Origin of the sequence: Streptomyces sp. NPDC051105, assembly GCF_040682795.1 — a bacterium.
Lineage (GTDB): Bacteria > Actinomycetota > Actinomycetes > Streptomycetales > Streptomycetaceae > Streptomyces.
In genome coordinates, this window is sequence record NZ_JBFBBR010000003.1 from 178,938 (window position 1) to 205,301 (window position 26,364).

The window sequence follows — 26,364 nt, forward strand, 5'->3', positions numbered from 1 at the left end:
GGAAAAGATGACCACCGCATTCGAGTACGCACCGGCGCCCGAGTCCCGCTCCGTCGTCGACATCGCGCCCTCCTACGGCCTCTTCATCGACGGCGAGTTCACCGAGGCGGCCGACGGCAAGGTCTTCAAGACCGTCAGCCCCAGCACGGAGGAGGTCCTCTCCGAGGTCGCCCGAGCGGGTACCGAGGACGTCGACCGGGCCGTCAAGGCCGCCCGCAAGGCCTTCGGGAAGTGGTCCGCGCTGCCGGGCTCCGAGCGCGCCAAGTACCTCTTCCGCATCGCCCGGATCATCCAGGAGCGCAGCCGTGAGCTGGCCGTCCTGGAGACGCTGGACAACGGCAAGCCGATCAAGGAGACCCGCGACGCCGACCTCCCCCTGGTCGCCGCGCACTTCTTCTACTACGCGGGCTGGGCCGACAAGCTCGGCCACGCGGGCTTCGGTGCGAACCCGCGGCCCCTCGGCGTCGCCGGCCAGGTCATCCCCTGGAACTTCCCGCTCCTGATGCTGGCGTGGAAGATCGCCCCGGCGCTGGCCACCGGCAACACCGTCGTTCTCAAGCCGGCGGAGACCACGCCCCTGTCGGCCCTCTTCTTCGCGGACATCTGCCGCCAGGCGGGCCTGCCCAGGGGCGTCGTCAACATCCTCCCCGGCTACGGTGACGCGGGCGCCGCGCTCGTCGCCCACCCGGACGTGAACAAGGTCGCCTTCACCGGCTCCACCGCCGTCGGCAAGGAGATCGCGCGCACGGTCGCGGGCAGCCGCAAGAAGCTCACCCTCGAGCTGGGCGGCAAGGGCGCGAACATCGTCTTCGACGACGCCCCGATCGACCAGGCCGTCGAGGGCATCGTCACCGGCATCTTCTTCAACCAGGGCCAGGTCTGCTGCGCCGGCAGCCGTCTGCTGGTCCAGGAGTCGATCCACGACGAGCTGCTCGACTCCCTGAAGCGCCGCCTGTCCACCCTTCGCCTCGGCGACCCGCTGGACAAGAACACCGACATCGGCGCGATCAACTCCGCGGAGCAGCTCGCGCGCATCACCTCCCTCGTCGAGCAGGGCGAGGCGGAGGGCGCCGAGCGCTGGTCCCCGGCCTGCGAGATCCCGTCCGCCGGCTACTGGTTCGCCCCGACGCTCTTCACGAACGTCACCCAGGCGCACACCGTCGCCCGCGACGAGATCTTCGGCCCGGTCCTGTCGGTCCTGACCTTCCGCACGCCCGACGAGGCCGTGGCGAAGGCCAACAACACGCCCTACGGCCTGTCCGCCGGCATCTGGACCGAGAAGGGCTCGCGGATCCTCGCCGTCGCGAACAAGCTGCGCGCGGGCGTGATCTGGTCCAACACGTTCAACAAGTTCGACCCCACCTCGCCGTTCGGCGGGTACAAGGAGTCGGGCTTCGGCCGCGAGGGCGGCCGCCACGGCCTGGAGGCATACCTCGCCCCGTCGAGCCAGGAGGGCGAGCGATAAATGAGCGCAGTCGATAAGTCCGAGCAGCAGCGTCTGAGCGTCTTCAAGACCTACAAGCTGTACGTCGGGGGCAAGTTCCCCCGCAGCGAGAGCGGCCGGGTGTACGAGGTGACCGACTCGAAGGGCAAGTGGCTGGCCAACGCGCCGCAGTCCTCCCGCAAGGACGCCCGGGACGCGGTCGTGGCCGCGCGCAAGGCGTTCGGCGGCTGGTCCGGGGCCACGGCCTACAACCGCGGCCAGGTCCTCTACCGCGTCGCGGAGATGCTGGAGGGCCGCCGGGACCAGTTCGTGCGCGAGGTCGCGGACGCCGAGGGCCTCGGCAAGTCCAAGGCGGCGGCGGTCGTGGACGCCACCATCGACCGCTGGGTCTGGTACGCGGGCTGGACCGACAAGATCGCCCAGGTGGTCGGCGGCGGCAACCCGGTCGCGGGCCCGTTCTTCAACCTCTCCTCCCCCGAGCCGACCGGCGTGGTGGCCGTCCTGGCCCCGCAGGAGTCGTCGTTCCTGGGCCTGGTGTCCGTGGTCGCGCCGGTGATCGCGACCGGCAACACGGCGGTCGTCGTCGCCAGTGAGAAGTCACCGCTCCCGGCCCTCTCCCTGGCCGAGGTGCTCGCCACCTCCGACGTCCCCGGCGGAGTGGTCAACGTCCTCTCCGGCCGTACGGCGGAGATCGCGGCGCCCCTCGCCGCCCACCAGGACGTCAACGCGATCGACCTCGCGGGCGCCGACGAGGCGCTGGCGAAGGAACTGGAGATCGCGGCGGCCGACAACCTCAAGCGCGTGGTGCGTCCACAGCCTGTGGATTACGCCGAGACCCCGGGAACCGAGCGCCTCACGGCGTTCCTGGAGACGAAGACGGTCTGGCACCCGACGGGGGCGCTCGGCGCGTCGGGGTCTTCCTACTGATTCGTGTCCGTGCGCGGGGAACTGCGGGCCGGCCGTGGCCGGTCGCGCAGTTCCCCCCGCCCGTTACGGGGCGCTCAACTCCCCGCGTTGTCCAGCGCCTGCCCCAGCACCGGCATCGCTCCGACCGACGGCGCCTGCGCCACCGGCCCCGTCACCATCTTCGACGTCAGCGGCTGGAAGTCGGCCACCTGCGTCCCCACCGCGTTGTCCAGGGGGTCGACACCCGTGCCCGCCAGCGGGTTGGGCTTCAGCCCCGCCACCGACCCCGTGACATACGGCAGCACGGCCCCCAGCGCCCGCACGCCCGCCTGCGGGTCGATGTGACCGAGCGAGGTGGGCCGGGTCCGCACCAAGGGGTCCGTGACGTGCTGGGTGTCCGCGGCGGCCGTCGCGGCGCCCGCGCCGAGCGCGACCCCTGCCGTGGCGAGTGCGACCAGGGCGCGCTGAGCGGTCGGAGTCGGGGAGGACGCGATTCGGGCCATTACTGATGCCACCTTCGGGTGCGCAGGGTAATCAGGTCGGCACCCAGGGTAGTTGAGGTGTGACTCACGCTCCAAAGCCGACCCGCGGGGTCGGCAGGAGGCCCCCCATGCGTCAAACTGGTGTTCCGTGAGCCTTCATCTCCCGTCCCCCGCCCGTGTCGTGCTGCTGTGCGGCCCCTCCGGCTCGGGCAAGTCACTCGTCGCCGCCCGTTCCGGGCTGCCCGTGCTGCGCCTCGACGACTTCTACAAGGAGGGCGACGACCCGACCCTGCCGCTGGTGGCGGGGAGTTCGGACATCGACTGGGACCACCCGGAGTCCTGGGACGCGGAGGTCGCGGTCGAGGCCATCGCCCGGCTCTGCGCCACGGGGTCGACGCCGGTGCCGGTGTACGACATCGCGCTGAGCGCCCGTACCGGCGAGGAGGCGGTGCACATCGGCCGTACCCCGCTGTTCATCGCGGAGGGCATCTTCGCCGCCGAGATCGTGGAGCGCTGCCGGGAGCTGGGGCTGCTGGCCGACGCGCTCTGCCTGAACCGGGGCCCGATGCGGACCTTCCGGCGGCGCTTCCTGCGCGATCTCAAGGAGGGCCGCAAGTCGGTGCCGTTCCTGCTGCGCCGCGGCTGGCGGCTGATGCGCGCGGAGCGGGCGATCGTGGCCCGCCAGGTGTCGCTGGGCGCGCACCCGTGCGACCGGGACGAGGCACTGGGCCGGCTGGCGGCGGCAGCCGTCGGGCGGCACGGCACAGCGAAGACCACCGCGACCATCAACTGAGCAACCACGACGGCGACCGACCACGTCCGCGAGAGCGGCGCCGGTTCAGGCGCAAAAGGGCGCGGGACTGGATGGACCCCCCGGCCCTCCAGTCCCGCTCCCCCGTCGCTCCGCCGAACACCCCCGTGTCCCCCGTGGCGGAGCTCCCCCGTGCTTTCCCCCGCGAGTCCCCCCGGACTCGCTTCCCCCCGTGGGCCCTGACTCGCGTCCCCCGTGAGTCCCCCGGGCCCTCCCCGTCGGGATCCCCCCGGATCCCCTTACCTTCAGGCGACGAGCTCCCCGAAGGCGTTCTCCTCGTCACGGCCGAAGCTGAGGACCTCGTCCTCGCGCAGCCGGCGGAGCGACCGCCAGATGCTGGACTTCACCGTGCCGACACTGATGTCGAGGATCTCCGCGATCTCCGGGTCCGTGCGGCCCTCGTAGTAGCGCAGGACCAGCATGGTGCGCTGGAGTTCGGGGAGCCGGGCCAGGGCCTGCCACAGGACCGCGCGCAGCTCGGTGCCGCTCATCGCGTCCGTGTCACCGGCCGTCTCCGGCAGTTCCTCGGTCGGGTACTCGTTGAGCTTGCGGCGCCGCCACGCGCTGATGTGCAGGTTGGTCATCGTCCGCCGCAGGTAACCGCCCACGGCCGCCTTGTCGCTGATCCGGTCCCACGCCTTGTACGTCGAGAACAGCGCGCTCTGCAGCAGGTCCTCCGCCTCGAAGCGGTCACCGGTCAGGTGGTAGGCGGTCGCGTACAGGGAGGCGCGGCGCTCCTGGACGTAGGCGGTGAACTCCGCCTCGGTCAGCGAGCGACGCTCCCCCGTGTCCTCCCCGTATGCGGGTCCCCCGTGTGCTTCCCCCGTGAAGCTGTCAACCACCGCCATGTAGCCGGTGTGCTGACGCCCGGTGCCGCGAGCGCACCCCCGCCCGCTCACGGCACCGGACTTCTCGGAACCCCGGTGCACGTCGTGCAGACGCGTGACCACTGCGCTGGTGCTGTGGCTGATCAGCGTGTTCATCTCGCGCCCCCCGTCGTGGACTTCCGGTAGTTCGGCTTGCTCAGGCGGTTCCCCTGCCCGTGCCGAGAACTCTGCCGGGCCACCTTCACGGCCGTATCCGCCGACTGTCACAGACCTGTCACAGGGGTTCGGCACAGAGAGTCCACACCCGATGCACAGATGGTGGCGCTAGGGAGGATTGCGGGCGGCTACCAGTCGCACAGGTCGTACGACAGGCCCCGCATGGGCCAGAATGAGCCCGTGCCTTCCCTGTTGCTGATCGAGGACGACGACGCCATCCGTACGGCCCTGGAGCTCTCACTGACGCGCCAGGGGCACCGGGTGGCCACCGCTGCGACCGGTGAGGACGGTCTGAAGCTGTTGCGCGAGCAGCGGCCCGATCTGATCGTCCTCGATGTCATGCTGCCCGGCATCGACGGGTTCGAGGTGTGCCGGCGGATCCGGCGCACGGACCAGTTGCCGATCATTCTGCTGACCGCGCGCAGCGACGACATCGACGTGGTGGTCGGGCTGGAGTCCGGGGCCGACGACTATGTCGTCAAACCCGTCCAGGGCCGGGTGCTCGACGCCCGGATCCGGGCCGTGCTGCGGCGCGGGGAACGGGAGTCCAGCGACTCGGCGACCTACGGCAACGTCGTCATCGACCGGTCCGCGATGACCGTGACGAAGAACGGCGAGGATCTCCAGCTGACGCCGACCGAGCTGCGGCTGCTGCTCGAACTGAGCCGGCGGCCCGGGCAGGCGCTGTCCCGGCAGCAGTTGCTGCGGCTGGTCTGGGAGCACGACTACCTCGGTGACTCCCGGCTCGTGGACGCGTGTGTGCAGCGGCTGCGCGCCAAGGTGGAGGACGTGCCCTCCTCCCCGACCCTGATCCGTACCGTCCGTGGTGTCGGCTACCGCCTGGACGCTCCTCAGTGACGGACCGGCAAGGGGGTTTCCGCGGCTGGGCCGTGGATCGCAAGGGAGCCGTGTCCCGGCTGCGCTTCACCAGTCTGCGGCTGCGACTCGTCGTGGTCTTCGGGCTCGTGGCGCTGACCGCGGCCGTGTCCGCGTCCGGCATCGCGTACTGGCTGAACCGCGAGGCCGTGCTCACCCGTACCCAGGACGCGGTGCTGCGCGACTTCCAGCAGGAGATGCAGAACCGGGCCGGCGTGCTGCCCATCCATCCCAGCCAGGACGAACTCCAGCGCACGGCCGGGCAGATGGCCAACAGCAGCCAGCGCTTCAGCGTGTTGCTGGTCGGCCAGGACGCGGACGGCAAGACGGTGTACGGCAGTTCGGACGGGCTGAGCGCGTTCGCGCTCGACGACGTGCCCCGGTCGCTGCGCGAAGCCGTCGACAGACAGCAGAAGCTGACCGACTCCAACAAGTCGGCGTACCACCTGTACTGGCAGCGGGTCGTCGACCACGGCACGCCGTACCTGGTGGCCGGGACGCGGCTGATCGGCGGCGGGCCGTCCGGCTACATGATGAAGTCCCTGGAGCCGGAGGCGAAGGACCTCAACTCGCTGGCGTGGTCGCTGGGGATCGCCACCGGGCTCGCGCTCATCGGCTCGGCGCTGCTCGCGCAGGCCGCCGCCACCACCGTGCTGAAGCCCGTGCACCGGCTGGGCGTCGCCGCGCGGCGGCTCGGCGAGGGCAAGCTGGACACCCGGCTGCGGGTGTCGGGGACGGACGAACTCGCCGATCTCTCCCGGACGTTCAACGACGCTGCCGAGGCGCTGGAGAAACGGGTCGACGACATGGCCGCGCGGGACGACGCCTCGCGTCGCTTCGTCGCCGACATGAGCCATGAACTCCGGACGCCGCTCACCGCGATCACCGCCGTGACCGAGATCCTGGAGGAGGAACTGGAGGCGGAGTCGGGGTCGATGGACCCGATGATCGAGCCCGCCGTCCGGCTGGTCGTCAGCGAGACGCGCCGCCTCAACGACCTCGTCGAGAACCTGATGGAGGTCACCCGCTTCGACGCCGGTACGGCCCGGCTGGTCCTCGACGACGTCGACATCGCCGACCAGATCACCGCCTGCATCGACGCCCGGGCCTGGCTGGACGCGGTGGAGCTGGACGCCGAGCGCGGCATCCACGCCCGCCTCGACCCGCGCCGCCTCGACGTCATCCTCGCCAACCTGATCGGCAACGCGCTCAAGCACGGCGGTTCGCCGGTCCGGGTGTCGGTGCGCATGGACCAGGAAGAAGGCGGCGAGCTGGTGATCGCCGTACGCGACCACGGTCCGGGCATCCCCGAGGACGTCCTGCCGCACGTGTTCGACCGGTTCTACAAGGCGAGCGCCTCCCGGCCGCGCTCCGAGGGCAGCGGTCTGGGTCTGTCCATCGCGACGGAGAACGCCCGTATCCACGGCGGCACGATCACCGCCGCCAACTCGCCCGAGGGCGGTGCGGTGTTCACCCTGCGGCTGCCCCGGGACGCCTCGACGCTGACCGAGGAGAGCCGGGACGCCGGGGAGAAGGACGCCTGATGCACGTACGAAGACTCCTGGCCGTCGCCGGACTGGCGCTCGCGCTCTCCGGGTGCGGGATCCGGTCCACCGAGGTGCCCACCGACTTCGGCGGGGCGCCCTCGCGGGTGCCGTGCTCGATGACCCAGCCGGATCTGTCGGCGCAGTCCGCGCGCGGGGTGCCGGTGCAGGTGTTCCTGCTGTGCGGCTCCTCGCTGGTGACCGTGGACCGGGAGGTGCGGGTCCCGGAGGGCACGGCGGACGCGCAGCGGCGGGTGATCGTCGCCCAGGGGCTCCTTGACGAGCTCGCGGAGACGCCCACGGCCGCCGAGAAGGCGGCGGGCTACACGACGTACGTGCGCGGCGGGATGTCGGTCGTCGGGCCCCGGCCCGGGGACCCCGATGACACGCTGCGGCTGAGCACCTCGCCGGCGCAGCTGACGGCGTACGCGCTGGGCCAGATCGTGTGCACGCTCTCCGACTCGGCCGCGGCCGAGGGCGACGGTTCGGTGATCCTGGGCGGGCCTGGGCGGGAGCCGTTGCGGCGGTACGAGTGCACGGACGCGGTCCGGAACTCGCCGAGTGGGAACCGGCCTCCGGCCGGTGAGGTTTCTTCCGGGTGAGGGGTGTCCCGGCGCCTGATGGGGTGCCGGGGAGGGTTGTGCGGCGGGTGCGGGTCGGTGGGGGCTGGTCACGCCCACGCGGCGGAACCGCATGTCGGTACAGCCCCGCGCCCCTGCGCGGCGTGCCTGCGCGGCGTGCCTGCGGGGCGGGCCTGCGGGGCGTGCCTGCGCGGCGTGCCTGCGCGGCGTGCCTCAAGACCGTGTGTCCGAGGCCTCACGCCCGTATCCGGAACCGTTCGTGTGCGCGGGCGCGTCTACGGGGGCGTGCAGCGTCAAGGCTCCATCGGCGGCAGCGCCGCGATCCGCGTCCGTGTGACAGGGGGTGTCCTCCTTGTCGCACATCTCGCGTTCGTCGCCTGGCTGATGCTGCGGCCCCTGGACGTGCCGTGGGTGATGCCCGCCAACCTGCACCCGTTCGCCGGTATCCGCGCCGACCTGGCGCTCGGCCCGCGCGAGGCGGCCCACCGGATCGGTGAGGGCCTCGCCCTGCTCGCCCCGCTGGGCGTGCTGCTCCCGATGGTGCACGGCCGGCTCCGTGTCTCCCCGCTCGCCTCCCTGATCCGTACCGCCACCGCGGGCGCCCTGATCTCGCTCGGCATAGCCCTGTTGCAGACCGGGGTGCCGGGACGGGTGGTGGACGTCGACTCGATACTCCTCAACACGGTCGGTGTGATCGTCGCGCAGCTGGCGGTGGTCCCGGCGGCCCGCGCCCGGCTCCGCAGGCGGCGTGCGCGGCGGCGGCCCGCGGCCCTCCCCCAGGAGGACGCGGCTCAGGGTCGTACCCCGACGATTCCCAGGGTCGGGATCGCCCCGTAGAGCGACGCTTCGACCTGGTTCGTCTCCGTACCGTGGAGGGCAGATGAGGGGCCGCACGGGCCGCCTCGAACCGGACGCTCACAGCGCCGGACACTCACGAAGGAGACGCGGATGTCCAGGCTCGCCCGCCCCACCCATGGCCGCATGATCGGCGGAGTGTGCGCCGCGCTGGCCCGGCGCTTCGGCACCTCCGCGACCACGATGCGGGTGATCTTCCTGCTGTCCTGCCTGCTGCCGGGTCCGCAGTTCCTGCTCTACATCGCGCTGTGGATCCTCCTCCCCTCGGAGGAGAAGGCCGCGGCCTGGTAACACCCGGGTATGGCAACGCCGTTGGGGCGCACCGGAGGATTCCGGGGCGCCCCAACGGCGTTGCCGATCGGCCGGGGAGAGGTCAGCCGAGCGGAATACCGTTCACCGGCAGGCCGTGGGTGGGCATGCCCTGGACCGGCAGTCCACCGAGAAGGCCGGCGACGGGCTTGGTCGGGCCACCGGCGAGAAGCTGCTCGGCGGCCGGCTGGGCGGCGGCAAGACCGGCGGCGAGGGCGGTCTGCCCCTGCGCCACGGCCTCACCGGCCCCCGGCAGGGCCTTGGAGACGTTCTCGGCCGGCAGCGTCTTGGTGACGGTGTCCAGGGCCTGCGAGGAGTCCGGGACGGCCGGGGCCGCGTTGGCCGCGCCCGCGCCGACAGCGGCGAAGGCGGCACCGAGAGCGGCGACACCGAGGGTCTTGGCAGCAGACTGCTTCATCGTTGATTGCGTCCTTGGAATACGGTGACGGGGATCTTTAAAAACGCGCTGAGCGGTCCATGACCGTAAACATGCCGGACCGCCCACCGCAAACACCGAAATGCGGACGGGCGGCGGGCTCCCGTCCGATTTCCGGACCCCGTCAGGTCACCCGATCAGCCCTGCGGATCGACAGAACCGCTGGTGGAGGCGGTCTGCCGGAACAGCCATTCGGATTTCAGCTCCGCATAACCCGGCTTCACGACGTCATTGATCATGGCGAGTCGTTCATCGAAAGGAATGAACGCTGATTTCATCGCATTGACGGAGAACCACTGCAGATCATCGAGCGTGTAACCGAACGCCTCGACGAGGTGCTCGAATTCCCGGCTCATGCTGGTCCCGGACATCAGCCGGTTGTCCGTGTTCACCGTGGCCCGGAAGTGCAGCCGGCGCAGCAGCCCGATCGGGTGCTCGGCATAGGAGTCGGCGGCCCCGGTCTGGAGGTTGGAGCTGGGGCACAGCTCCAGCGGGATCCGCTTGTCGCGGACATAGGAGGCGAGGCGGCCGAGCTTGACCGTGCCGTCCTCGTGCACCTGGATGTCGTCGATGATCCGCACGCCGTGGCCGAGCCGGTCGGCGCCGCACCACTGGAGGGCCTGCCAGATGGACGGCAGTCCGAAGGCCTCGCCGGCGTGGATGGTGAAGTGGTTGTTCTCGCGCTTGAGGTACTCGAAGGCGTCGAGGTGCCGGGTGGGCGGGTAGCCGGCCTCGGCGCCGGCGATGTCGAAGCCGACGACGCCCAGGTCCCGGTAGCGGTTGGCCAGCTCGGCGATCTCCAGGGAGCGGGCCGCGTGCCGCATGGCGGTGAGCAGGGCGCCGACCCGGATCCGCCGGCCGCCCTCCCGGGCGAGCGCCTCGCCCTGCCGGAAACCCTCGTTGACGGCCTCGACGACCTCTTCGAGGGACAGCCCCCGCTCCAGGTGCTGCTCGGGGGCGTACCGCACCTCGGCGTAGACGACACCGTCCTCGGCGAGGTCCTCGGCACACTCGCGGGCGACCCGGACCAGGGCGTCCCGGGTCTGCATGACCCCGACGGTGTGCGAGAAGGTCTCCAGGTACCGCTCCAGCGAACCGGAGTCGGCGGCTTCCCGGAACCAGACACCGAGCTTGCCCGGATCGGACTCGGGAAGCCCGGCGTACCCGGTCTCCCGGGCGAGGTCGGCGACGGTGCCGGGGCGCAGACCGCCGTCCAGATGGTCGTGCAGCAGAACCTTCGGTGCCCGGCGGATCTGCTCCGGAGTCGGGGTGTTCGCGATGCTCTGGCTCGTCATTTCCGCACTGTAACTCCTACGCGCGTAGATCGCTCGGTACTCGGCGTATTCCGATTCCCGTCGATACGCAACGGTGACCGCACGGACGGGTCGCGTACACCGCTTCTTCTGACACTGTTCTGTCATGGCACAGCAATCGACGCCGGTCCGAACGGCCAGGCTGGGCAGGGCAGTCGGCCAGGAGCCGACGACGGTGAGCGGAGCGGTCCTGCTGCTCCCGGGCGGCGAGGAGGTCTCCGCCCGCAAACCGTCCCTCGTATGGGCGACGCCCTTCGTCCGCGCCCTCGGACGCCGGCTGGCCCGGGACGGCCGGGACGAGGGGCTGGCCGCGCACATCGTCCACTACCGCTATCGCGGCTGGAACGGCGACGAGGCGCATCTCGCGGGGGACGCCGACTGGGCGGCCGACGAGGTGGTACGGCGGTACGGCGATGTCCCGGTGTGCCTGCTGGGTCTGGGCATGGGCGGCCGGGCCGCGCTGCGCGCGGGTGGCCATGAGGCCGTCAGCTCCGTCGTCTCGATCGCCCCCTGGCTGCCGGAGGCGGACGAGGGGGCGCCCGAGGAACCGGTACGGCAGCTGGTGGGGCGCCGGGTGCTGATCGTGCACGGCACGAACGACGAACGGACCGATCCGGAGCAGTCGTTCCGGCTGGCGGCGCGGGCGAAGAAGGCGAACCGGGAGGTGTGCCGGTTCGAGGTGCACTCGGACGGGCATGGGCTGCATCAGCACCGGGACGAAGTGCTGGCGCTGGCTTCGGACTTCGTGCTGGGGGCGTTGTTCGGGTACGCGGTGTCACGGCCGGTGGAGGACGCGTTGGCCGCGCCGCCGCCGATCGGGTTGCGGATGCCGCTTGCCGCGGGGTTCGGGCGGTCGCTTCGGCGGGGGTGACGGCTGGTTTCGGGGTGCGGGTGGTGGGTGGGTTCCGCGCAGTTCCCCGCGACCCTAAGGAAGAAGACTCCCCCGCCTCGCAAGCAGAAACTTCTTGAACGCGGTCACCGGGGGCGTGTCCGGATGGCCCTGGAGCCATGCCACGCCGATCTCCCTCGCCGCCCTCGGGGCCGTGACCGTCAGTTCCACGACTCCCGGGCGGGGAAACGCGGGTGGGGGGAGCAACGCAACCCCCAGCCCGGCCGCCACCAAGCCCCTCAAGGTCTCCGCCTCCTCCCCCTCGAAGGCGATCCGCGGCCGGAAGCCGGCCTCCGTGCACAGGTCGTCGGTGATGCGGCGCAGACCGTAGCCCGGTTCCAGGGTCACGAAGGTCTCGTCGGCCGCTTCGGCGAGGCGGATGCGCTTGCGGGCCGCCAGTGGGTGGTCCGCGGGAACCACCAGGCGCAGCTTCTGTTCGTCCAGGCGACGGGCGACCAGGTCGGGGGCGTCCGGCACCGGGGAGGTGAGGCACAGGTCCAGTTCGCCCGCCCGGAGCTTCTCGATCATCGCCTCGCCGTAGTTCTGGACGAGGCTGAAGCGGACCCGGGGGTGGTCGACGCGGAAGGCCTGGAGGAGGCCGGGGACGGTCTCCGCGCCCATCGTGTGCAGGAAGCCGAAGGCGACCTTGCCGGTGGTGGGGTCGGCGTCGGCGCGTACCTCGTCGGCGGCGCGCTGGACCTCGGCGAGGGCGCGTTCGACCGAGGTGAGGAAGGTGCGGCCGGCGGGGGTGAGGGAGACCGTGCGGCCGTGCCGGGTGAAGAGGTCGACACCGAGGTCCTGCTCCAGGCGGGCCAGCGCGCGGGAGAGGGTGGACTGCGGGACGTCGAGCTCCTGCGCGGCCCTGGTGACATGCTCCGTGCGGGCCACACCGGCGAAGTACGCGAGGCGTGGAGCCAGCAACATCGTCATGTCTTCTGTGTCACTGTCCGGTGACAGGCGCTTCGCTGACCTCTGTTGATGCTCCATGGGAACGATTATGGCGATTCCATGCATTGGACGGATCAAAAAGGGGTCCGTACGTTCGAGGCATGTCTCCCGCCAGTACCGGGGCGTCCACCGCCATGGACGCCGCAGCCACCGTCCCCGCCTCCGACTCCCGTATGACCCCGGGCGGCCCCGGCTACCGCCGGATGAGCTTCGCCCTCTTCCTCGCCGGTGTCGCGACCTTCGCCCTCCTCTACTCCACGCAGGCGCTGCTGCCGCTGATCTCGGACGGCTTCGGGGTGAGCGCGGGCGACGCGAGCTGGACGGTGGCGGCGGCGACCGGCGGACTGGCGCTGTTCGTCATCCCGATGAGCGCCCTGTCCGAGCGTTTCGGGCGTCGTACGGTCATGACCGCGTCGCTGGCGGTGGCGGTGACCGTGGGCCTGCTGGTCCCGTTCGCGCCGTCGCTGGGCGTGCTGGTGGTGCTGCGCGGTATCCAGGGCGCGGCGCTGGCTGGGCTGCCGGCCTCGGCGCAGGCCTACCTGGCCGAGGAGGTCCGCCCCAGGGCGCTGGTCACGGCGATAGGCCTGTTCGTCGCGGGCAACAGTGTCGGCGGGATGAGCGGCCGGGTCATCACCGGCTGGGTCGCACAGGAGTGGGGCTGGCGGGTCGCGGTCGGCGTCATCGGCGTGATCGCGGTCGGCTGCGCGGTGGCCTTCCGGCTGCTCCTCCCCGCGCCGCGGCACTTCAAGGCGGGCTCGCTGCACCCGCGCCGGCTGCTCGGCACGGTCCGCGACCATCTGGCCAACCCGCTGCTGCGCCGCCTGTACGCGATCGGCGCGCTGTTCATGACCGTCTTCGGCGGCGTCTACACGGTGATCGGCTACCGCCTGACCGAGGAGCCCTTCTCCCTCCCCCAGGGCATCATCGGCTCGATCTTCCTCGTGTACCTGGTGGGCACGGTCTCCGCGTCGACGGCGGGCCGTCTGGTCGGCCGCCTCGGCCGCCGGGGCGCCCTCTACCTGGGCGGCGGCACCACGGCCGCCGGTCTCCTCCTCTCCCTGGCCGACTCGCTCCCGCTGGTCCTGCTGGGCCTCGTCCTCATCACCGCCGGCTTCTTCGCGGGTCACGCGGTGGCCTCCTCGGCGGTCAGCAAGACGGCCACCCGCGGCCGGGCCCAGGCCTCCGCCATCTACCAGTCCGCGTACTACATCGGCTCCAGCGCGGGCAGCACGGTGGGCGCGCTGGCCTTCCACGCGAGCGGCTGGTCGGGAACGGTGGGGGTGGCCCTGCTGGCGGTCGCGGGCGTGGTGACGATCACGGTGCTGGGCTCGGTGGCGGCCCGACGGCACGTCGTGGCCACCGCTCACTGAGGCGCCCGGACCTGGGCTTTTCCGCACTCCGGGGGCCATTGTCAGTCCCCTGCGGTAGCTTCCGAGTGCTGGTGCGCAACGGCGCGCGAACAGGAACGGCCACAGGGGTGGGTGGACGGAAATGAGCAACAGCACGGCGACGGCGGAGCTGGACGTCGCACTGGAGAAGCACCGGACCGAGCTGACCGGGTACTGCTACCGGATGCTCGGCTCGTCGTTCGAGGCCGAGGACGCGGTGCAGGACACCCTGGTGCGGGCCTGGCGGAGCTACGACAAGTTCGAGGGCCGCTCCAGCCTCCGTTCCTGGCTCTACCGGATCGCGACCAACGTCTGCCTTGACATGCTCTCCGCGGGCAACAAGCGGGCCCGCCCGATGGACCTCTCCGAGTCGACCCCGCTGGCCCGGGCGGCGCTGTCGCCCCGGCCCGACAACACCTGGCTGGAGCCGGTGCCGGACGCGCGGGTGCTGCCGACCGTGGAGGACCCGGCGGAGGCGGCCGTGGCCAAGGAGTCCGTCCGGCTCGCCTTCATGGCCGCGCTGCAGCAGCTGCCGCCCAAGCAGCGGGCGGTGCTGATCCTGCGCGAGGTGCTGGCCTGGAGGGCCAACGAGGTGGCCGAACTGCTCGGCACCACCGTCGCCTCGGTCAACAGCGCCCTGCAGCGGGCCCGGGCCACACTGGCCGAGCAGCAGCAGTCGGGCGCCGCCGCCGACGTCTCCGACCCGCTCGACGAGGAACAGCAGAAGCTCCTGGAGCGCTATGTCGCGGCCTTCGAGGGCTACGACATGACGGCGCTGACGGCGCTCCTCCACGAGGACGCCATCATGACGATGCCGCCGTTCGACCTGTGGCTGGTCGGCCACGAGGACATCGCGGGCTTCATGACCACCATCGGCTCCGCCTGCGAGGGCTCGCGGCTGTTCCCGGTCCAGGTCAACGGCCTGCCCGGGTTCGCCCAGTACAAGCCCGACCCGGACACCGGCGGCTGGAGCCCCTGGTCGATCCAGGTCCTGGAGATCTCAGACGGCCGGCTGACCGGGTTCCACTTCTTCCTCGACACCAAGCGCTGGTTCCCGCTCTTCGGCCTCCCCCTCCACCTGGAGGCGGAGGCCGACGAAGCGGAGGAGGGAGCGTAGGGCGGGGTCGGGGTCCCGCAGCCGTATCCGCCCTCCGGCCCGGCGGGCGGTGAGTTCCAGCCGGGCCAGCAGATCGACGGCCGCCAGTCCGGGCGGCCCGATCCCGGCGACATCGCAGACGACGATCCCGGCCGCGCCGCCCGCCAGCAGCGCCCGCACCTCGGCACAGAGCCCGGCCACCGCGTCCTCGACGACGGGGCCGGGCAGCACGAGCACGGCAGGAAGCATGGCATCCACGAACCGGTAGACCGCCGTCGGCCCGACAACTCATCGGTAGGGTGCCGGGCTTCCGTACGAGCGTCGCGCAGATCACAAGGGCCAACATTGACCTGCACCTGACCGGCCCCGAGGGTTAGCTGCATGCCCCACGGATCAGCGAAGCCCTCCCCACCCGACGGTCTCCTCCGCCGCGAGGGGGTCCCGTGCAGGGGGTGCTGAGCGGCTTCGCGGTCATCGCGATCGTCATCGGGGTGGGATACGTCCTCGGCCGCGGCGGCCACCTCGGGGTCAACGGCCGCGAGGTCCTGACCAAACTGGCCTTCCACGTCGCCTCCCCCGCTCTGCTCTTCACCACGCTCGCGAAGGCCGACCTGGCGGTGATCTTCTCCAGCCGCCTCCTGGTCACGGCCCTGAGCACGGCAGCGGCCGCGGGCGCGTTCGTAGCGGTGGGTGCCGTACGGCACTGGGGCGTGGGACGCACCACCATCGGCGCGCTGTGCTCCAGCTACGTCAACTCCGGCAATCTCGGCATCCCGATCGCGGTGTACGTGCTGGGCGACGCGTCCCTGGTGGCCCCGGTCCTGCTCTTCCAGGTGGTCGTCCTCACCCCGGTCGCCCTCACCGTGCTGGACCTGTCGGGCATGGGCGAGAAGGGCCCCTGGTGGCGCCGGCTCCTCGCCCCGCTCCGCAACCCGATAGCCGTGGGCTCCCTCACCGGAGTCCTGGTCTCGGCGCTCGGCGTGCGCCTCCCCGGCCCGGTGATGGACCCCCTGACCCTGATCGGGAACATGTCCGTCCCGGCGGTGCTGCTCGCCTTCGGCATCTCCCTGCACGGCAGCACCCCGCCCGGCCGGGGCCGCGACCGCCACCCGGTGTTCCTCTCGGTGGCCCTGAAGTCGGTGGGCCAGCCGCTGATCGCCTGGGCCCTGGCGTCAGCGCTCTTCGACCTCCACGGCGCCCCCCTGCTGGACGTCACGGTGACCTCGACCCTCCCGGCCGCCCAGAACCTCTACACCTACGCCAGCACCTACCGCGTGGGCGAGGAACTGGCCCGCGACTCGATCCTGCTGTCCACGGTGCTGGCGGTGCCGGTCCTGGTCGTGGTGGCGGCGCTCCTGGGGTGACGGGCCGTCAGGCGATGCGTTCCAGCACGACGGGCGACGCCGTGAACTCGGTGCCCCCCGCCGCGACGTCGTAGGAGCCCTCCACCGACTGGAGCGCGTACTCGAAGCGCTCCGGGGTGTCGGTGTGCAGGGTCAGCAGGGGCTGGCCGGCGGTGACCGTGTCGCCGGGCTTGGCGTGGAGTTCGACGCCCGCGCCCGCCTGCACCGGGTCCTCCTTGCGGGCGCGGCCCGCGCCCAGGCGCCAGGCGGCGACGCCGATGCCGTAGGCGTCCAGGCGGGTGAGGACACCGGAGGCCGGGGCCTTGATCACGTGCTGCTCCCTGGCCACCGGCAGCTCCGCGTCCGGGTCGCCGCCCTGGGCCGCGATCATCCGGCGCCAGACGTCCATCGCCGAGCCGTCGGCCAGCGCCTTCGCCGGGTCGGCGTCCTTCAGGCCGGCCGCGTCGAGCATCTCGCGGGCCAGGGCGAGGGTCAGCTCGACGACGTCGGCGGGGCCGCCGCCGGCCAGGACCTCGACCGATTCGCGGACCTCCAGGGCGTTGCCGGCCGTGAGGCCCAGCGGGGTGGACATGTCCGTGAGGAGCGCGACCGTCTTCACACCGTGGTCGGTGCCGAGGCCCACCATGGTCGAGGCGAGCTCGCGGGCGTCCTCGATGGTCTTCATGAAGGCGCCGGTGCCGACCTTGACGTCCAGGACCAGGGAGCCGGTGCCCTCGGCGATCTTCTTGGACATGATCGAGGAGGCGATCAGCGGGATCGCCTCGACCGTGCCGGTCACGTCGCGCAGCGCGTACAGCTTCTTGTCCGCCGGGGCCAGGCCGTCGCCCGCCGCGCAGATCACCGCGCCCGTACCGTCCAGCACCGACAGCATCTCCTCGTTGGAGAGCAGGGCGCGCCAGCCGGGGATCGACTCCAGCTTGTCCAGGGTGCCGCCGGTGTGGCCGAGGCCCCGGCCGGAGAGCTGGGGGACGGCCGCACCGCAGGCCGCGACCAGGGGGGCCAGCGGGAGAGTGATCTTGTCGCCGACACCGCCCGTGGAGTGCTTGTCGGCGGTCGGGCGGGACAGGGAGGAGAAGTCCATGCGCTCGCCGGAGGCGATCATCGCCGCCGTCCAGCGGGCGATCTCGCGGCGGTTCATGCCGTTGAGGAGGATGGCCATCGCGAGCGACGACATCTGCTCGTCGGCGACCTCGCCGCGCGTGTACGCGTCGATGACCCAGTCGATCTGCTGGTCGCTGAGCTCACCGCGGTCGCGCTTGGTGCGGATGACGGAGATGGCGTCCATGGTGGCCATGGCGTTCCCTTCGAAGAAGTGCGAAACGTACGGCCCCTCCCGACGAGGAGGGGCCGTACGGGAGTTACTTGGTGAGATGGGCCGGGCCGAAGGCCTGGGGCAGCATCTCGGAGAGGGGCAGGACGCCCTCCGGGGTGTCCAGGAGGAGGTCCGGGCCGCCGAACTCGTAGAGCAGCTGGCGGCAGCGGCCGCACGGGACGAGCAGGCCGCCCGTGCCGTCCACGCAGGTGAAGTGGGTCAGCCGGCCGCCGCCCGTGCGCTGGAGCTGGGAGACCAGTCCGCACTCGGCGCACAGGCCCAGGCCGTACGACGCGTTCTCCACGTTGCAGCCGGAGACCGTACGGCCGTCGTCGACCAGGGCGGCGACCCCGACCGGGAAGCCGGAGTACGGCGCGTAGGCGTGGGTCATGGCCTCCCGCGCCTCGGCCCGCAGGGCCTCCCAGTCGAAGCCGGCGGCGGTCGTCACTTGCCCTGTCCCTTGCGGTAGGGCAGGCCGTCCGCCTTCGGCATCCGCAGGGACTGCGCGGACAGCGAGAGCACCAGCAGGGTGACGAGGTACGGGGTCGCGGTCACGAGCTGCCGCGGGACGTCGTTGGTGGAGGCGTACCAGACGAACATCAGGACCGAGATGACGATCGTGATGACGGCCGGGACGTACTTCTTGCGCCAGGCCAGGTAGACCGCGCCGAAGACCAGCAGGATCGCGAGCAGCAGGATCAGCGCGTGCACGTTGACCGTGCCGCCGCGCAGGTTGAGGCTGTCGGTGTAGCCGAACAGGCCCGCGCCGAGCGCCAGTCCGCCCGGCATCCAGTTGCCGAAGATCATCGCGGCGAGACCGATGTAACCGCGGCCGGCCGTCTGGCCGTCCAGGTAGACGTTCGAGGCGACGATCGAGAGGAACGCGCCACCGAGACCGGCGAAGCCGCCGCTGATGATCACCGCGATGTACTTGTACTTGTAGACGTTGACGCCGAGGGACTCGGCCGCGACCGGGTTCTCGCCGCAGGAGCGCAGGCGCAGACCGAAGGCGGTGCGCCACAGCACCCACCAGGTGATCGGGACGAGGGCGACGGCGATGACCGTCAGCGGGGAGAGGTCGGTGAGCAGACCGCCGACCAGGCCCCCGATGTCGGAGATCAGGAACCAGTGCTTCTGGTTGAGCGTGTTCAGCCAGTCGGACAGGCCTGGCACGCTGAACGTGCCGAGCGAGTCGATCGGCGGGGACTGCTTGGAGGAGCCGCCGGCGGCGTCCTCGAAGGTGAACTTCGAGAGGTAGCGGGTGGCGCCCAGGGCGAGGATGTTCAGGGCCACACCGGAGACGATGTGGTTGACGTTGAAGGTGACGGTCGCGACGGCGTGCAGCAGGGCGCCGAGCGCACCGCCGATGATGCCGAAGGCCACGCCGGCCCAGGGGCCCCACTGGTAGCCGGCCCAGGCACCGAACCAGGTGCCGAGGATCATCATGCCTTCGAGGCCGATGTTGACGACGCCCGCGCGCTCGGCCCACAGACCGCCGAGACCGGCGAGGCCGATCGGCACGGCCAGGCGCAGCGCGGTGGACATCTGGCCGGTGGAGGTGATGCCGTCGGCGCCGGTGATCAGGCGGACGGCCGAGGTCAGGATCAGTACACCGGCGATGACCAGCAGGAGTACCGGGAGCGACATTCGGCGGCCGCCCTTGCCGGGCTGCTTCGCCTGCGGCTTGGCGATGGTCGCGGTGGACATCAGGCCGCCACCTCCTTCTTGGTGTTCTGGGCGGCGGCCGCGGCGAGCTCCGCGCCGACCTGGCGCTGCTGGCGGCGCAGGCCCCACTGGCGTACGGCTTCGTAGGAGATGACCACGGAGAAGACGATCAGGCCCTGCATGATCGTGGCGATCTCCTTCTCGTACGCCACCGGGGTCGCGTAGTCGAGGGCGGGCGAGGCCTTGTCGAGGAAGGCCCAGAGCAGGGCGGCGAAGGCGATGCCGCCGGGGTTGTTGCGGCCGAGCAGGGCGATGCCGATGGCGGTGAAGCCGAGGCCGGCCGGGAAGCTCAGGCTGTAGGTGTGGGTGTCGCCGAGCAGCAGCGGGAGGCCCGCGAGGCCGGAGACCGCGCCGGAGATCAGCATGGAGACGAGGACCATGCGCTTGGCGTCGACGCCGGAGGCGGCCGCGGCGGACTCGGAGGCGCCGGTGGCGCGCAGGTCGAAGCCGAAGCGGGTGCGGTTGAGGACCACCCAGTAGGCGATGCCGAGGGCGATGGCGACGAACACCATGCCGTAGATCTCGCCGACGTCCGAGCCCAGGTCGATGCCCGGGAACCAGCCGGACTTCTTCATGTCGCCGGTCGTCATGTTGTTGCCGACCTGGACACCCCAGACGTTGGCGAGGGTGACGTAGCCGATGACGCTGGTGGCGATGGCGTTGAGCATGATCGTGGCGACGACCTCGCTGACCCCTCGGGTGACCTTGAGGACGCCCGCGATACCGGCCCAGAAGGCGCCGGTGAACATGGCGACCAGGAGCAGCATCGGGATCTGCAGGAAGGCGGGCAGGCCGATGTTGGCGCCGACCACGGCCGTCATCACGGCGGCGAGGCGGTACTGGCCGTCGACGCCGATGTTGAACAGGTTCATCCGGAAGCCGAGGGCGACCGCGATGGCCGCGATGTAGTACATCGCCGCCTGGTTGATGATCAGCACCTGGATGTCCGAGTACGGCAGCTGCTGGAGCATCAGGGAGTACGGCTCGAACGGGTTGCGGTTCGAGGCGAGCAGCACGATCGACGTCAGTGCGATCGCGAGGACGAGCGCGATGACCGGGCCGGCCAGCGCGAGGAGCACCCGCTCCTTGTCGAACTTCTTCATCGGGCCTCGTCCTCCGGACCAGCGGCGCCTTCGTATCCTTCTGGGGCGGTGTCTACGTGTTCCAGGTGGCCGGACGCGGCACCCGTCATGGCGGAGCCCAGCTCCTCCGGGGTGATGGTGGCCGGGTCGGCGTCCGCGACCAGCTTCCCGTCGAAGATCACCCGCAGGGTGTCCGACAGGCCGATCAGCTCGTCGAGGTCGGCGGAGATCAGCAGCACGGCCAGGCCCTCCCGGCGGGCCTCCCGGATGCGGTCCCAGATCTGCGCCTGGGCGCCGACGTCCACACCGCGGGTGGGGTGGGCGGCGATCAGGAACTTCGGGCGGTGGCTCATCTCGCGGCCGACGATCAGCTTCTGCTGGTTGCCGCCGGAGAGGGAGGCGGCGGTGACGTCGATACCGGGGGTGCGGACGTCGTACTCCTCGACGATCCGGCGGGTGTCCGCCTGGGCGCCCTTGATGTCGAGCCAGAAGCCCTTCGCGTTGGGCTTCTCGGTGACATGGCCGAGGATGCGGTTCTCCCAGAGCGGCGACTCCAGGAGCAGGCCCTGGCGGTGCCGGTCCTCGGGGATGTAGCCGACGCCCCGTTCGCGGCGCTTGCGGGTGGCCCAGGGGGTGATGTCCTCGCCGAGGAACTCGATCGCGCCGGAGTCGGCGTGCCGGGTGCCGATGAGCGCGTCGATCAGCTCGGTCTGGCCGTTGCCCTCGACGCCGGCGATGCCCATGACCTCGCCGGCGTGGATGGTGAAGGAGACGTCGTCGAGGACGCGCTTGGCGGCGCCGGGGGTGGTGGCCTCGTCGAGGACGTCGCCGCGTGCCGTGGCGCCGGCCGAGCCGACCGTCGCGGTCTCGGGCTGGGCGCCGACCTCGCCGAGGGAGGCGATGCCGCCGCCGGCGTAGACGGTGAGGTTCTTCACCGTGACGACGGCCTTGTCGGTGACGGTGGACTCGGCGGTCTCCGGGGTGGGCAGCTCGCTGCCGACCATCAGCTCGGCGAGCTGGCGCGGGGTGGTCTCGGAGGGGATCGCGGTCCCGACGGTCGTACCGCGGCGGATGACGGTGATGTCGTCGGCCACCGACAGCACCTCGCCGAGCTTGTGCGAGATGAAGATGACCGACAGGCCCTCGGACTTCAGCTCCCGCAGGTTGTCGAAGAGTGCGTCGACCTCCTGCGGGACGAGGACGGCGGTGGGCTCGTCGAGGATCAGGGTCTTGGCGCCGCGGTAGAGGACCTTGAGGATCTCCACGCGCTGCCGGTCGGCGACACCGAGGTCCTCGACCAGGGCGTCGGGGCGGATGCCGAGGCCGTACCGGTCGGAGATCTCGCGGATCTTCTTCCGGGCGTTGCCGCCGATGCCGTACAGCTTCTCGCTGCCGAGCACCACGTTCTCGAGGACGGTCAGGTTGTCGGCCAGCATGAAGTGCTGGTGGACCATGCCGATGCCGCGCGCGATGGCGTCGGCCGGGGACGAGAAGGAGACCTGCTCGCCGTCGATCGCGATGGTGCCCTCGTCCGGCTTCTGCATGCCGTAGAGGATCTTCATCAGGGTCGACTTGCCGGCGCCGTTCTCACCGACGAGGGCATGGACGGTGCCCTTGCGGACCGACAGGTGGATGTCGTGGTTGGCTACGACACCAGGGAATCGCTTGGTGATCCCCGCCAGCTCGACCGCGGCTGTCGTCTCTGCGGTGAGCGGAGGGCTGCTGGACGCGTCGATGGCGCACTCTCCTCGGGAAAGGGGCCGCTCTACGCGCGTAGCGCCCCTGCTTTAAATAGTGCCCGGACCTGACCGAGCTTTTTTGACTCTCGATCCGTTCCGAGCATTCTGCCGCGTGAACGAGGCGGGTCCCCGCCGTACCCGTCGCCCGTCGGGATCCGGGCTACGGCAGGGGCGCGGGAGGAAGATCCTGCCCGCACCCCGTTCCGTGGCCGTAACGCTGCCATTACAGCGTCTTTTTGGCCATGCCTACGGCATGGTCATGACCGTCGGGTCAGGAGGTCTTGACCACGATCGAGCCGTCCTTGATGCCGGCCTCGGCCTTCTTCAGCGCGGCCTGGATGCCGGCGTTGCTCTTGAAGGCCGGGTTGGAGTCGGCGAGGCTCACGCCGCCGGTGGCCAGGCTGGCGCGGATCTCGCCGGTCTCCGGCTTGCCGTCGTGGACGGACTTGGCCAGGTTGTAGACCGCGCCCGCGACGTCCTTCATGGCCGAGGTGAGGATGGAGTCCTTGTACTTGGCCAGCGCGTCCTGCTTGTACTGGTCCGAGTCGACGCCGATCGCCCACACCTTGTGCTCGGCGGCCGACTGGATGACACCCTGACCGGACAGACCGGCGGCGGCGTAGACGACGTCCGCACCGGCGTCGATCTGGCCGTCCGCCGCGGTCTTGCCCTTGTCGGGGCTGGAGAAGCCGCCCTCTGCGGCAGTCTCGGTCAGGTACTGCGACTTGACCTTGACGCCCTTCTTGGTGTCCGCGACGCCCTGCTCGAAGCCGGCCTCGAACTTGTGGATCAGCGGCACGTCCACACCGCCGACGAAGCCGACGGTGTTGGTCTTGGTGGCCTTGGCGGCGGCGACACCGGCCAGGTAGGACGCCTGCTCCTCGTGGAAGACGAGGTCGGCGACGTTGTCGGCCTTGATGGTGTTGTCGTCGATGATGCCGAAGGTGACCTTCGGGAACTTCGCCGCGACCTCCTTGACGGCCGGCGCGTAGGAGTAGCCGACACCGATCACCGGGTTGTAGCCGGCCTTGGCCAGGGTCTCCAGGCGCTGCGCCTTGTCCGCGTCCGACTCGCCGTCCTGCGGCTCGACGGCGGAGGACTTGTAGCCGTACTGCTGGTCGGCCTTGTCCATGCCGGCGGTCGCGGCGTCGTTGAAGGACTGGTCGCCCTTCCCGCCGACGTCGTAGGCGAGAGCCAGACCGAGGTCCTTGCCCTTGCTCGCGGAGGACGAGGTGGAGGAGCTGCCACAGGCGGAGACTGTGACGGCGAGAGCTGCGGTTGCAACGCCTGCAACCGCGATTCGGGACACCCGGCGCATGGAACTTGACTCCTTTGTGCAAGCGCCCAAACCAGGCGCTGGTTCCGCGGCAGCGTAACGCGCGTAGACGAACCGGAAAACCCCCAATGTCCGGTCCGTTATCTAGCTGTGGCCACAGTCACCGTCCATGGTGACGGACAGCAGTGCGCCCCTTGCAGGAGGCAAGGGGCGCAGGGACTGCAACGGCGGCGCTCAGTGGGCCGCACGTTCGTGCGACCGGCTCACCCGGCCGCACATATATGCCGGATCACTTGGTGTTGACGGTGACCTTGCCGTCGATGATGTCCTGCTTGGCCTTGTCGACGGCCTCGACGACCTTGGTCAGGGCCTTGTACTTCGGGTTGGTGTCCGCGAAGCCGACCCCGCCGGACTTCAGGGTGCCGTTGACGACACCGCTCTCCGGCTTGCCCTCGTAGACGGACTTCACCAGGTCGTACACCGCGCCGCCGACGTTCTTCAGCGCGGAGCCGAGGATGTAGTCCTTGTACTTGGCGAGCGCGTCCTGCGCGTACTGGTCGGAGTCGACGCCGATCGCCCACACCTTGGCGGTGGCGGCGGCCTCGATCACGCCCTGACCGGAGAGACCGGCCGCGTGGTAGATGACGTCGGCACCGGAGTCGATCTGCCCCTGGGCGGCGGTCTTGCCCTTGTCCGGGCTGGAGAAGCCGCCCTCGGCCGCGGTCTGCGTCAGGTACTGCGACTCGATCTTGATCTTCGGGTCGACCGACTTGGCGCCCTGGTCGAACCCGGCCTCGAAGGTGTGGATCAGCGGGATGTCCACGCCGCCGATGAAGCCGATGTGGTCCTTCTTGGTGGCCGAGGCGGCCGCGACACCCGCGAGGTACGACGACTGCTCGGCCGCGAAGACCATGTCGACGACGTTCTTCGCGTTGATCGTCGAGTCGTCGATCATGCCGAAGGTGATGTTCGGGTACTTGGCGGCGACCTCCTTGACGGCGGGCGCGTAGGAGTAGCCGACCCCGATGATCGGGTTGTAGCCGGCCTTGGCGAGCGTGTTGAGGCGCTGCACCTTGTCGGCGTCGGACTCGCCGTCCTGCGGCTCGATGTCCGAGCCGCCGATGCCGAAGTCCTTCTCGGCCTTCTGGAAGCCGGCGTAGGCGGCGTCGTTGAAGGACTGGTCGCCCTTGCCGCCGATGTCGTAGGCAAGGCCTATGCCCTTGCCGTTGTACTTGCCGGACGAGTTCGTGGCGGTGTCGCCGCTGTCCTGGCTGGACTTACCGCATCCGGCGGCGGCGAGGGCGATGACGGCGACGGTCACCGCGGCTTGGGAGACCCTCGTTCTGCGAGAGATTCCCCTAGAGACAAAACGCACAGCAAGCACCCCTTCGTCCCCACGGCACCGTGACCGGCCCGCTTCCCCAATCGGCCACCTGTGGTGGTGATTTCGGCGCACAGTAACGCGCGTAGAAGGGAAGGGGAACGGGGTTTCTCACTGCCGTTATCGAACCGTGCCGACCCCGGGTTACAAGGAGAGACCGCGGGTTACGCCGGGGTGACACAAGGGGACGAAGGGGCGCCGATCGGGCGCCTTCGTCCCCTGGGGCCAGGTGACCGTTTCTCCAGCCCTTCGGTACGACCGCCGCCGTCCCGCTAGCGGGTCGCGTCGATGAGAGCGGCGGCCGTGAACAGCTCCACCCCGACCGTGATGGCCCGCTCGTCGGCGTCGAAGTCACCCTGGTGCAGGTCACGCACGGTCCGCTCGCCCGGCGTCCGCACCCCGAGCCGCGCCAGCGCGCCCGGCACGTGCTCCAGGTACCAGGAGAAGTCCTCGCCGCCGAGGCTCTGCTCGGTGGTCTCGATGGAGTCGGTGCCGCGCCGGGCGGTCATCGCGTCCCGCAGCAGTTCGGTGACCACCGGGTCGTTGACGACCGGCGGCACCCCGCGCACGTAGTTGATCTCGGACTTGGCCCGGTGCAGGGTCGCGACCTCGTCGATCGCCGCGTGCACGACGTCCGGCGCCTGCCGCCAGGCCGCCAGGTCCAGGCACCGCACGGTCCCGGAAAGCTCGGCGTGCTGGGGGATGACGTTGGGCGCGTGCCCGGACTCGATCCGCCCCCAGGTCACGGCGAGCCCGCTGCGGCTGTCCACGCGCCGCGCGATGAGCGCAGGCACGTCGACGGCGACCCGGGCGGCGGCGGTGACCATGTCGGTGGTCAGATGCGGCCGGGCGGTGTGCCCGCCGGGCCCGTCCAGCGCCACCTCGATGCGGTCGCAGGCGCTGGTGATGGCGCCGTTCCGGAGCCCGATCCGCCCCGCGTCCACCCGGGGGTCGCAGTGCACGGCGAGGATCCGCCCCACTCCCTCCAGCACCCCGGACGCGATGGCGTCGGCGGCACCGCCGGGCAGCACCTCCTCGGCGGGCTGGAAGAGCAGCCGTACGGGCCGCGGCAGCAGGCCCCGCTCGTGCAGCTCGGCGAGGACCAGCCCGGCGCCCAGCACCACGGCCGTGTGCACGTCGTGCCCGCACGCGTGCGCCCGGTCCGGCACGGTGGACCGGTAGGCGCACTCGGTCTTCATGTCCGGGATGGGCAGGGCGTCGATGTCGGCGCGCAGGGCGAGCACGGGCAGCCCGTCGGCCTCGGGCCCGATGTCACAGCTGAGCCCGGTTCCCATGGAGAGCACCCGCGGCCTCAGGCCGGCCTTCTCCAGCCGCTCCTTGATCGCGGCCGTGGTGCGGAACTCCTGGTTGCCTAGCTCGGGGTGCATGTGCAGGTCGCGCCGGAACGCTACGAGTTCGGCGTGCAGCTCCTCGCTGAGCACGCCGGGGAGCACATCCCCTGGGAGGTCGGCCTCGGACTCTAGGGACATCAATTGGTTCACCCTCTGAAGGGTAGGACGCCCGGGGGGTCAACTGCCCCGAGATCAACAAAAGTTCAGCCCGT

Annotated in this window: 26 protein-coding genes; 12 read left to right on the top strand and 14 right to left on the bottom strand. The window is 70.8% G+C overall.

What is annotated here, in order from left to right; genetic code table 11:
- Nucleotides 1-7: 7 nt before the first annotated feature.
- Complete coding sequence (locus tag AB0N16_RS08250; RefSeq protein ID WP_365794369.1) at nt 8-1,465, top strand: aldehyde dehydrogenase family protein; 1,458 nt, start codon at nt 8-10, stop codon at nt 1,463-1,465.
- Nucleotides 1,466-2,371, top strand: coding sequence for an aldehyde dehydrogenase family protein (locus AB0N16_RS08255; protein WP_365794371.1), 906 nt, complete (start codon nt 1,466-1,468; stop codon nt 2,369-2,371).
- A gap of 74 nt (nt 2,372-2,445) precedes the next feature.
- Here the strand turns inward: AB0N16_RS08255 and AB0N16_RS08260 are convergent, their stop codons facing one another.
- Nucleotides 2,446-2,853, bottom strand: coding sequence for a hypothetical protein (locus tag AB0N16_RS08260; RefSeq protein WP_365794373.1), 408 nt, complete (start codon nt 2,851-2,853; stop codon nt 2,446-2,448).
- Between the two features lie 127 nt (nt 2,854-2,980).
- Between AB0N16_RS08260 and AB0N16_RS08265 the strand changes: the two genes are divergently transcribed.
- Nucleotides 2,981-3,625, top strand: coding sequence for a uridine kinase (locus AB0N16_RS08265; protein WP_365794376.1), 645 nt, complete (start codon nt 2,981-2,983; stop codon nt 3,623-3,625).
- A 263-nt stretch (nt 3,626-3,888) separates the two neighbouring features.
- Here the strand turns inward: AB0N16_RS08265 and AB0N16_RS08270 are convergent, their stop codons facing one another.
- Nucleotides 3,889-4,626 carry a SigE family RNA polymerase sigma factor gene (locus tag AB0N16_RS08270; protein ID WP_365794378.1) on the bottom strand — a complete coding sequence of 246 codons (738 nt, stop codon included), beginning with the start codon at nt 4,624-4,626 and terminating at the stop codon, nt 3,889-3,891.
- 240 nt (nt 4,627-4,866) lie between these two features.
- Here AB0N16_RS08270 and afsQ1 point away from each other — a divergent pair, with 240 nt between their 5' ends.
- The 5 genes from afsQ1 to AB0N16_RS08295 all read left to right on the top strand — a co-directional run bounded on the left by afsQ1 (nt 4,867) and on the right by AB0N16_RS08295 (nt 8,833).
- Nucleotides 4,867-5,544 carry a two-component system response regulator AfsQ1 gene (afsQ1, locus tag AB0N16_RS08275; protein ID WP_174855921.1) on the top strand — a complete coding sequence of 226 codons (678 nt, stop codon included), beginning with the start codon at nt 4,867-4,869 and terminating at the stop codon, nt 5,542-5,544.
- A complete protein-coding gene (locus AB0N16_RS08280; protein WP_365794381.1) occupies nt 5,541-7,106 on the top strand; it encodes a HAMP domain-containing sensor histidine kinase in 1,566 nt (521 codons plus the stop codon). Before afsQ1 ends, AB0N16_RS08280 begins: the two co-directional genes overlap by 4 nt.
- Nucleotides 7,106-7,708 carry a hypothetical protein gene (locus tag AB0N16_RS08285; protein WP_365794383.1) on the top strand — a complete coding sequence of 201 codons (603 nt, stop codon included), beginning with the start codon at nt 7,106-7,108 and terminating at the stop codon, nt 7,706-7,708. The genes AB0N16_RS08280 and AB0N16_RS08285 overlap by 1 nt, the downstream gene beginning before the upstream one ends.
- Before the next feature lie 264 nt (nt 7,709-7,972).
- Nucleotides 7,973-8,524: a VanZ family protein gene (locus tag AB0N16_RS08290; RefSeq protein WP_365794385.1), complete on the top strand. Its 552-nt coding sequence runs from the start codon at nt 7,973-7,975 to the stop codon at nt 8,522-8,524.
- Between the two features lie 111 nt (nt 8,525-8,635).
- Nucleotides 8,636-8,833: a PspC domain-containing protein gene (locus AB0N16_RS08295; protein ID WP_361305479.1), complete on the top strand. Its 198-nt coding sequence runs from the start codon at nt 8,636-8,638 to the stop codon at nt 8,831-8,833.
- A gap of 82 nt (nt 8,834-8,915) precedes the next feature.
- Here the strand turns inward: AB0N16_RS08295 and AB0N16_RS08300 are convergent, their stop codons facing one another.
- The gene (locus tag AB0N16_RS08300; protein WP_365794388.1) at nt 8,916-9,269 is read right to left on the bottom strand and encodes an ATP-binding protein; all 354 of its coding nucleotides are present in this window, start codon (nt 9,267-9,269) and stop codon (nt 8,916-8,918) included.
- A 155-nt stretch (nt 9,270-9,424) separates the two neighbouring features.
- Nucleotides 9,425-10,582 (bottom strand): adenosine deaminase, encoded by a 1,158-nt coding sequence (locus AB0N16_RS08305; RefSeq protein WP_365794390.1) that lies wholly within the window; start codon nt 10,580-10,582, stop codon nt 9,425-9,427.
- Between the two features lie 124 nt (nt 10,583-10,706).
- Between AB0N16_RS08305 and AB0N16_RS08310 the strand changes: the two genes are divergently transcribed.
- A complete protein-coding gene (locus tag AB0N16_RS08310) occupies nt 10,707-11,471 on the top strand; it encodes a prolyl oligopeptidase family serine peptidase (RefSeq protein WP_365794392.1) in 765 nt (254 codons plus the stop codon).
- A gap of 54 nt (nt 11,472-11,525) precedes the next feature.
- Here AB0N16_RS08310 and AB0N16_RS08315 read toward each other — a convergent pair whose 3' ends face one another.
- On the bottom strand, nt 11,526-12,476 hold the full coding sequence (locus AB0N16_RS08315; RefSeq protein ID WP_365794394.1) for a LysR family transcriptional regulator: 951 nt from the start codon (nt 12,474-12,476) through the stop codon (nt 11,526-11,528).
- A gap of 62 nt (nt 12,477-12,538) precedes the next feature.
- On the opposite strand from AB0N16_RS08315, the gene AB0N16_RS08320 reads away from it, so the two are divergent.
- Entirely contained in the window at nt 12,539-13,807 is a 1,269-nt protein-coding gene (locus AB0N16_RS08320) for an MFS transporter (protein WP_365794396.1), read from the top strand.
- A gap of 121 nt (nt 13,808-13,928) precedes the next feature.
- Nucleotides 13,929-14,942, top strand: a complete 1,014-nt coding sequence (locus tag AB0N16_RS08325) for a sigma-70 family RNA polymerase sigma factor (RefSeq protein ID WP_365794398.1) — start codon at nt 13,929-13,931, stop codon at nt 14,940-14,942.
- On the opposite strand, the gene AB0N16_RS08330 is transcribed toward AB0N16_RS08325, so the two are convergent.
- The gene (locus AB0N16_RS08330) at nt 14,826-15,158 is read right to left on the bottom strand and encodes an STAS domain-containing protein (protein WP_365794400.1); all 333 of its coding nucleotides are present in this window, start codon (nt 15,156-15,158) and stop codon (nt 14,826-14,828) included. The two genes, AB0N16_RS08325 and AB0N16_RS08330, sit on opposite strands and share 117 nt — an antisense overlap.
- Before the next feature lie 206 nt (nt 15,159-15,364).
- Here AB0N16_RS08330 and AB0N16_RS08335 point away from each other — a divergent pair, with 206 nt between their 5' ends.
- On the top strand, nt 15,365-16,285 hold the full coding sequence (locus AB0N16_RS08335; RefSeq protein ID WP_365794402.1) for an AEC family transporter: 921 nt from the start codon (nt 15,365-15,367) through the stop codon (nt 16,283-16,285).
- 7 nt (nt 16,286-16,292) lie between these two features.
- On the opposite strand, the gene AB0N16_RS08340 is transcribed toward AB0N16_RS08335, so the two are convergent.
- The 8 genes from AB0N16_RS08340 to AB0N16_RS08375 all read right to left on the bottom strand — a co-directional run bounded on the left by AB0N16_RS08340 (nt 16,293) and on the right by AB0N16_RS08375 (nt 26,290).
- On the bottom strand, nt 16,293-17,570 hold the full coding sequence (locus tag AB0N16_RS08340; protein WP_365795204.1) for a thymidine phosphorylase: 1,278 nt from the start codon (nt 17,568-17,570) through the stop codon (nt 16,293-16,295).
- A 73-nt stretch (nt 17,571-17,643) separates the two neighbouring features.
- Nucleotides 17,644-18,045, bottom strand: a complete 402-nt coding sequence (locus AB0N16_RS08345; protein ID WP_365794404.1) for a cytidine deaminase — start codon at nt 18,043-18,045, stop codon at nt 17,644-17,646.
- On the bottom strand, nt 18,042-19,304 hold the full coding sequence (locus AB0N16_RS08350; RefSeq protein WP_365794406.1) for an ABC transporter permease: 1,263 nt from the start codon (nt 19,302-19,304) through the stop codon (nt 18,042-18,044). Before AB0N16_RS08350 ends, AB0N16_RS08345 begins: the two co-directional genes overlap by 4 nt.
- Nucleotides 19,304-20,425, bottom strand: a complete 1,122-nt coding sequence (locus tag AB0N16_RS08355) for an ABC transporter permease (RefSeq protein ID WP_365794408.1) — start codon at nt 20,423-20,425, stop codon at nt 19,304-19,306. Before AB0N16_RS08355 ends, AB0N16_RS08350 begins: the two co-directional genes overlap by 1 nt.
- Complete coding sequence (locus AB0N16_RS08360) at nt 20,422-22,140, bottom strand: ABC transporter ATP-binding protein (protein WP_365795206.1); 1,719 nt, start codon at nt 22,138-22,140, stop codon at nt 20,422-20,424. Before AB0N16_RS08360 ends, AB0N16_RS08355 begins: the two co-directional genes overlap by 4 nt.
- A gap of 274 nt (nt 22,141-22,414) precedes the next feature.
- A complete protein-coding gene (locus AB0N16_RS08365; protein ID WP_365794410.1) occupies nt 22,415-23,461 on the bottom strand; it encodes a BMP family ABC transporter substrate-binding protein in 1,047 nt (348 codons plus the stop codon).
- Between the two features lie 247 nt (nt 23,462-23,708).
- A complete protein-coding gene (locus AB0N16_RS08370; protein WP_365794412.1) occupies nt 23,709-24,740 on the bottom strand; it encodes a BMP family ABC transporter substrate-binding protein in 1,032 nt (343 codons plus the stop codon).
- Between the two features lie 332 nt (nt 24,741-25,072).
- Nucleotides 25,073-26,290: an amidohydrolase gene (locus AB0N16_RS08375; RefSeq protein WP_365794414.1), complete on the bottom strand. Its 1,218-nt coding sequence runs from the start codon at nt 26,288-26,290 to the stop codon at nt 25,073-25,075.
- Nucleotides 26,291-26,364: the final 74 nt, after the last annotated feature.

Excerpts from the sequence above, each read along its gene's own strand:
- AB0N16_RS08315 (WP_365794394.1), bottom strand. The coding sequence starts at position 12,476 with ATGGAGCATCAACAGAGGTCAGCGAAGCGCCTGTCACCGGACAGTGAC.
- AB0N16_RS08250 (WP_365794369.1), top strand. The coding sequence starts at position 8 with ATGACCACCGCATTCGAGTACGCACCGGCGCCCGAGTCCCGCTCCGTC.
- AB0N16_RS08320 (WP_365794396.1), top strand. The coding sequence starts at position 12,539 with ATGTCTCCCGCCAGTACCGGGGCGTCCACCGCCATGGACGCCGCAGCC.
- AB0N16_RS08375 (WP_365794414.1), bottom strand. The coding sequence starts at position 26,290 with ATGTCCCTAGAGTCCGAGGCCGACCTCCCAGGGGATGTGCTCCCCGGC.
- AB0N16_RS08355 (WP_365794408.1), bottom strand. The coding sequence starts at position 20,425 with ATGAAGAAGTTCGACAAGGAGCGGGTGCTCCTCGCGCTGGCCGGCCCG.
- AB0N16_RS08255 (WP_365794371.1), top strand. The coding sequence starts at position 1,466 with ATGAGCGCAGTCGATAAGTCCGAGCAGCAGCGTCTGAGCGTCTTCAAG.
- AB0N16_RS08260 (WP_365794373.1), bottom strand. The coding sequence starts at position 2,853 with ATGGCCCGAATCGCGTCCTCCCCGACTCCGACCGCTCAGCGCGCCCTG.
- AB0N16_RS08365 (WP_365794410.1), bottom strand. The coding sequence starts at position 23,461 with ATGCGCCGGGTGTCCCGAATCGCGGTTGCAGGCGTTGCAACCGCAGCT.
- AB0N16_RS08300 (WP_365794388.1), bottom strand. The coding sequence starts at position 9,269 with ATGAAGCAGTCTGCTGCCAAGACCCTCGGTGTCGCCGCTCTCGGTGCC.
- AB0N16_RS08305 (WP_365794390.1), bottom strand. The coding sequence starts at position 10,582 with ATGACGAGCCAGAGCATCGCGAACACCCCGACTCCGGAGCAGATCCGC.
- AB0N16_RS08340 (WP_365795204.1), bottom strand. The coding sequence starts at position 17,570 with ATGGACGCCATCTCCGTCATCCGCACCAAGCGCGACCGCGGTGAGCTC.
- AB0N16_RS08310 (WP_365794392.1), top strand. The coding sequence starts at position 10,707 with ATGGCACAGCAATCGACGCCGGTCCGAACGGCCAGGCTGGGCAGGGCA.
- AB0N16_RS08285 (WP_365794383.1), top strand. The coding sequence starts at position 7,106 with ATGCACGTACGAAGACTCCTGGCCGTCGCCGGACTGGCGCTCGCGCTC.
- AB0N16_RS08295 (WP_361305479.1), top strand. The coding sequence starts at position 8,636 with ATGTCCAGGCTCGCCCGCCCCACCCATGGCCGCATGATCGGCGGAGTG.
- AB0N16_RS08350 (WP_365794406.1), bottom strand. The coding sequence starts at position 19,304 with ATGTCCACCGCGACCATCGCCAAGCCGCAGGCGAAGCAGCCCGGCAAG.
- AB0N16_RS08270 (WP_365794378.1), bottom strand. The coding sequence starts at position 4,626 with ATGAACACGCTGATCAGCCACAGCACCAGCGCAGTGGTCACGCGTCTG.
- AB0N16_RS08325 (WP_365794398.1), top strand. The coding sequence starts at position 13,929 with ATGAGCAACAGCACGGCGACGGCGGAGCTGGACGTCGCACTGGAGAAG.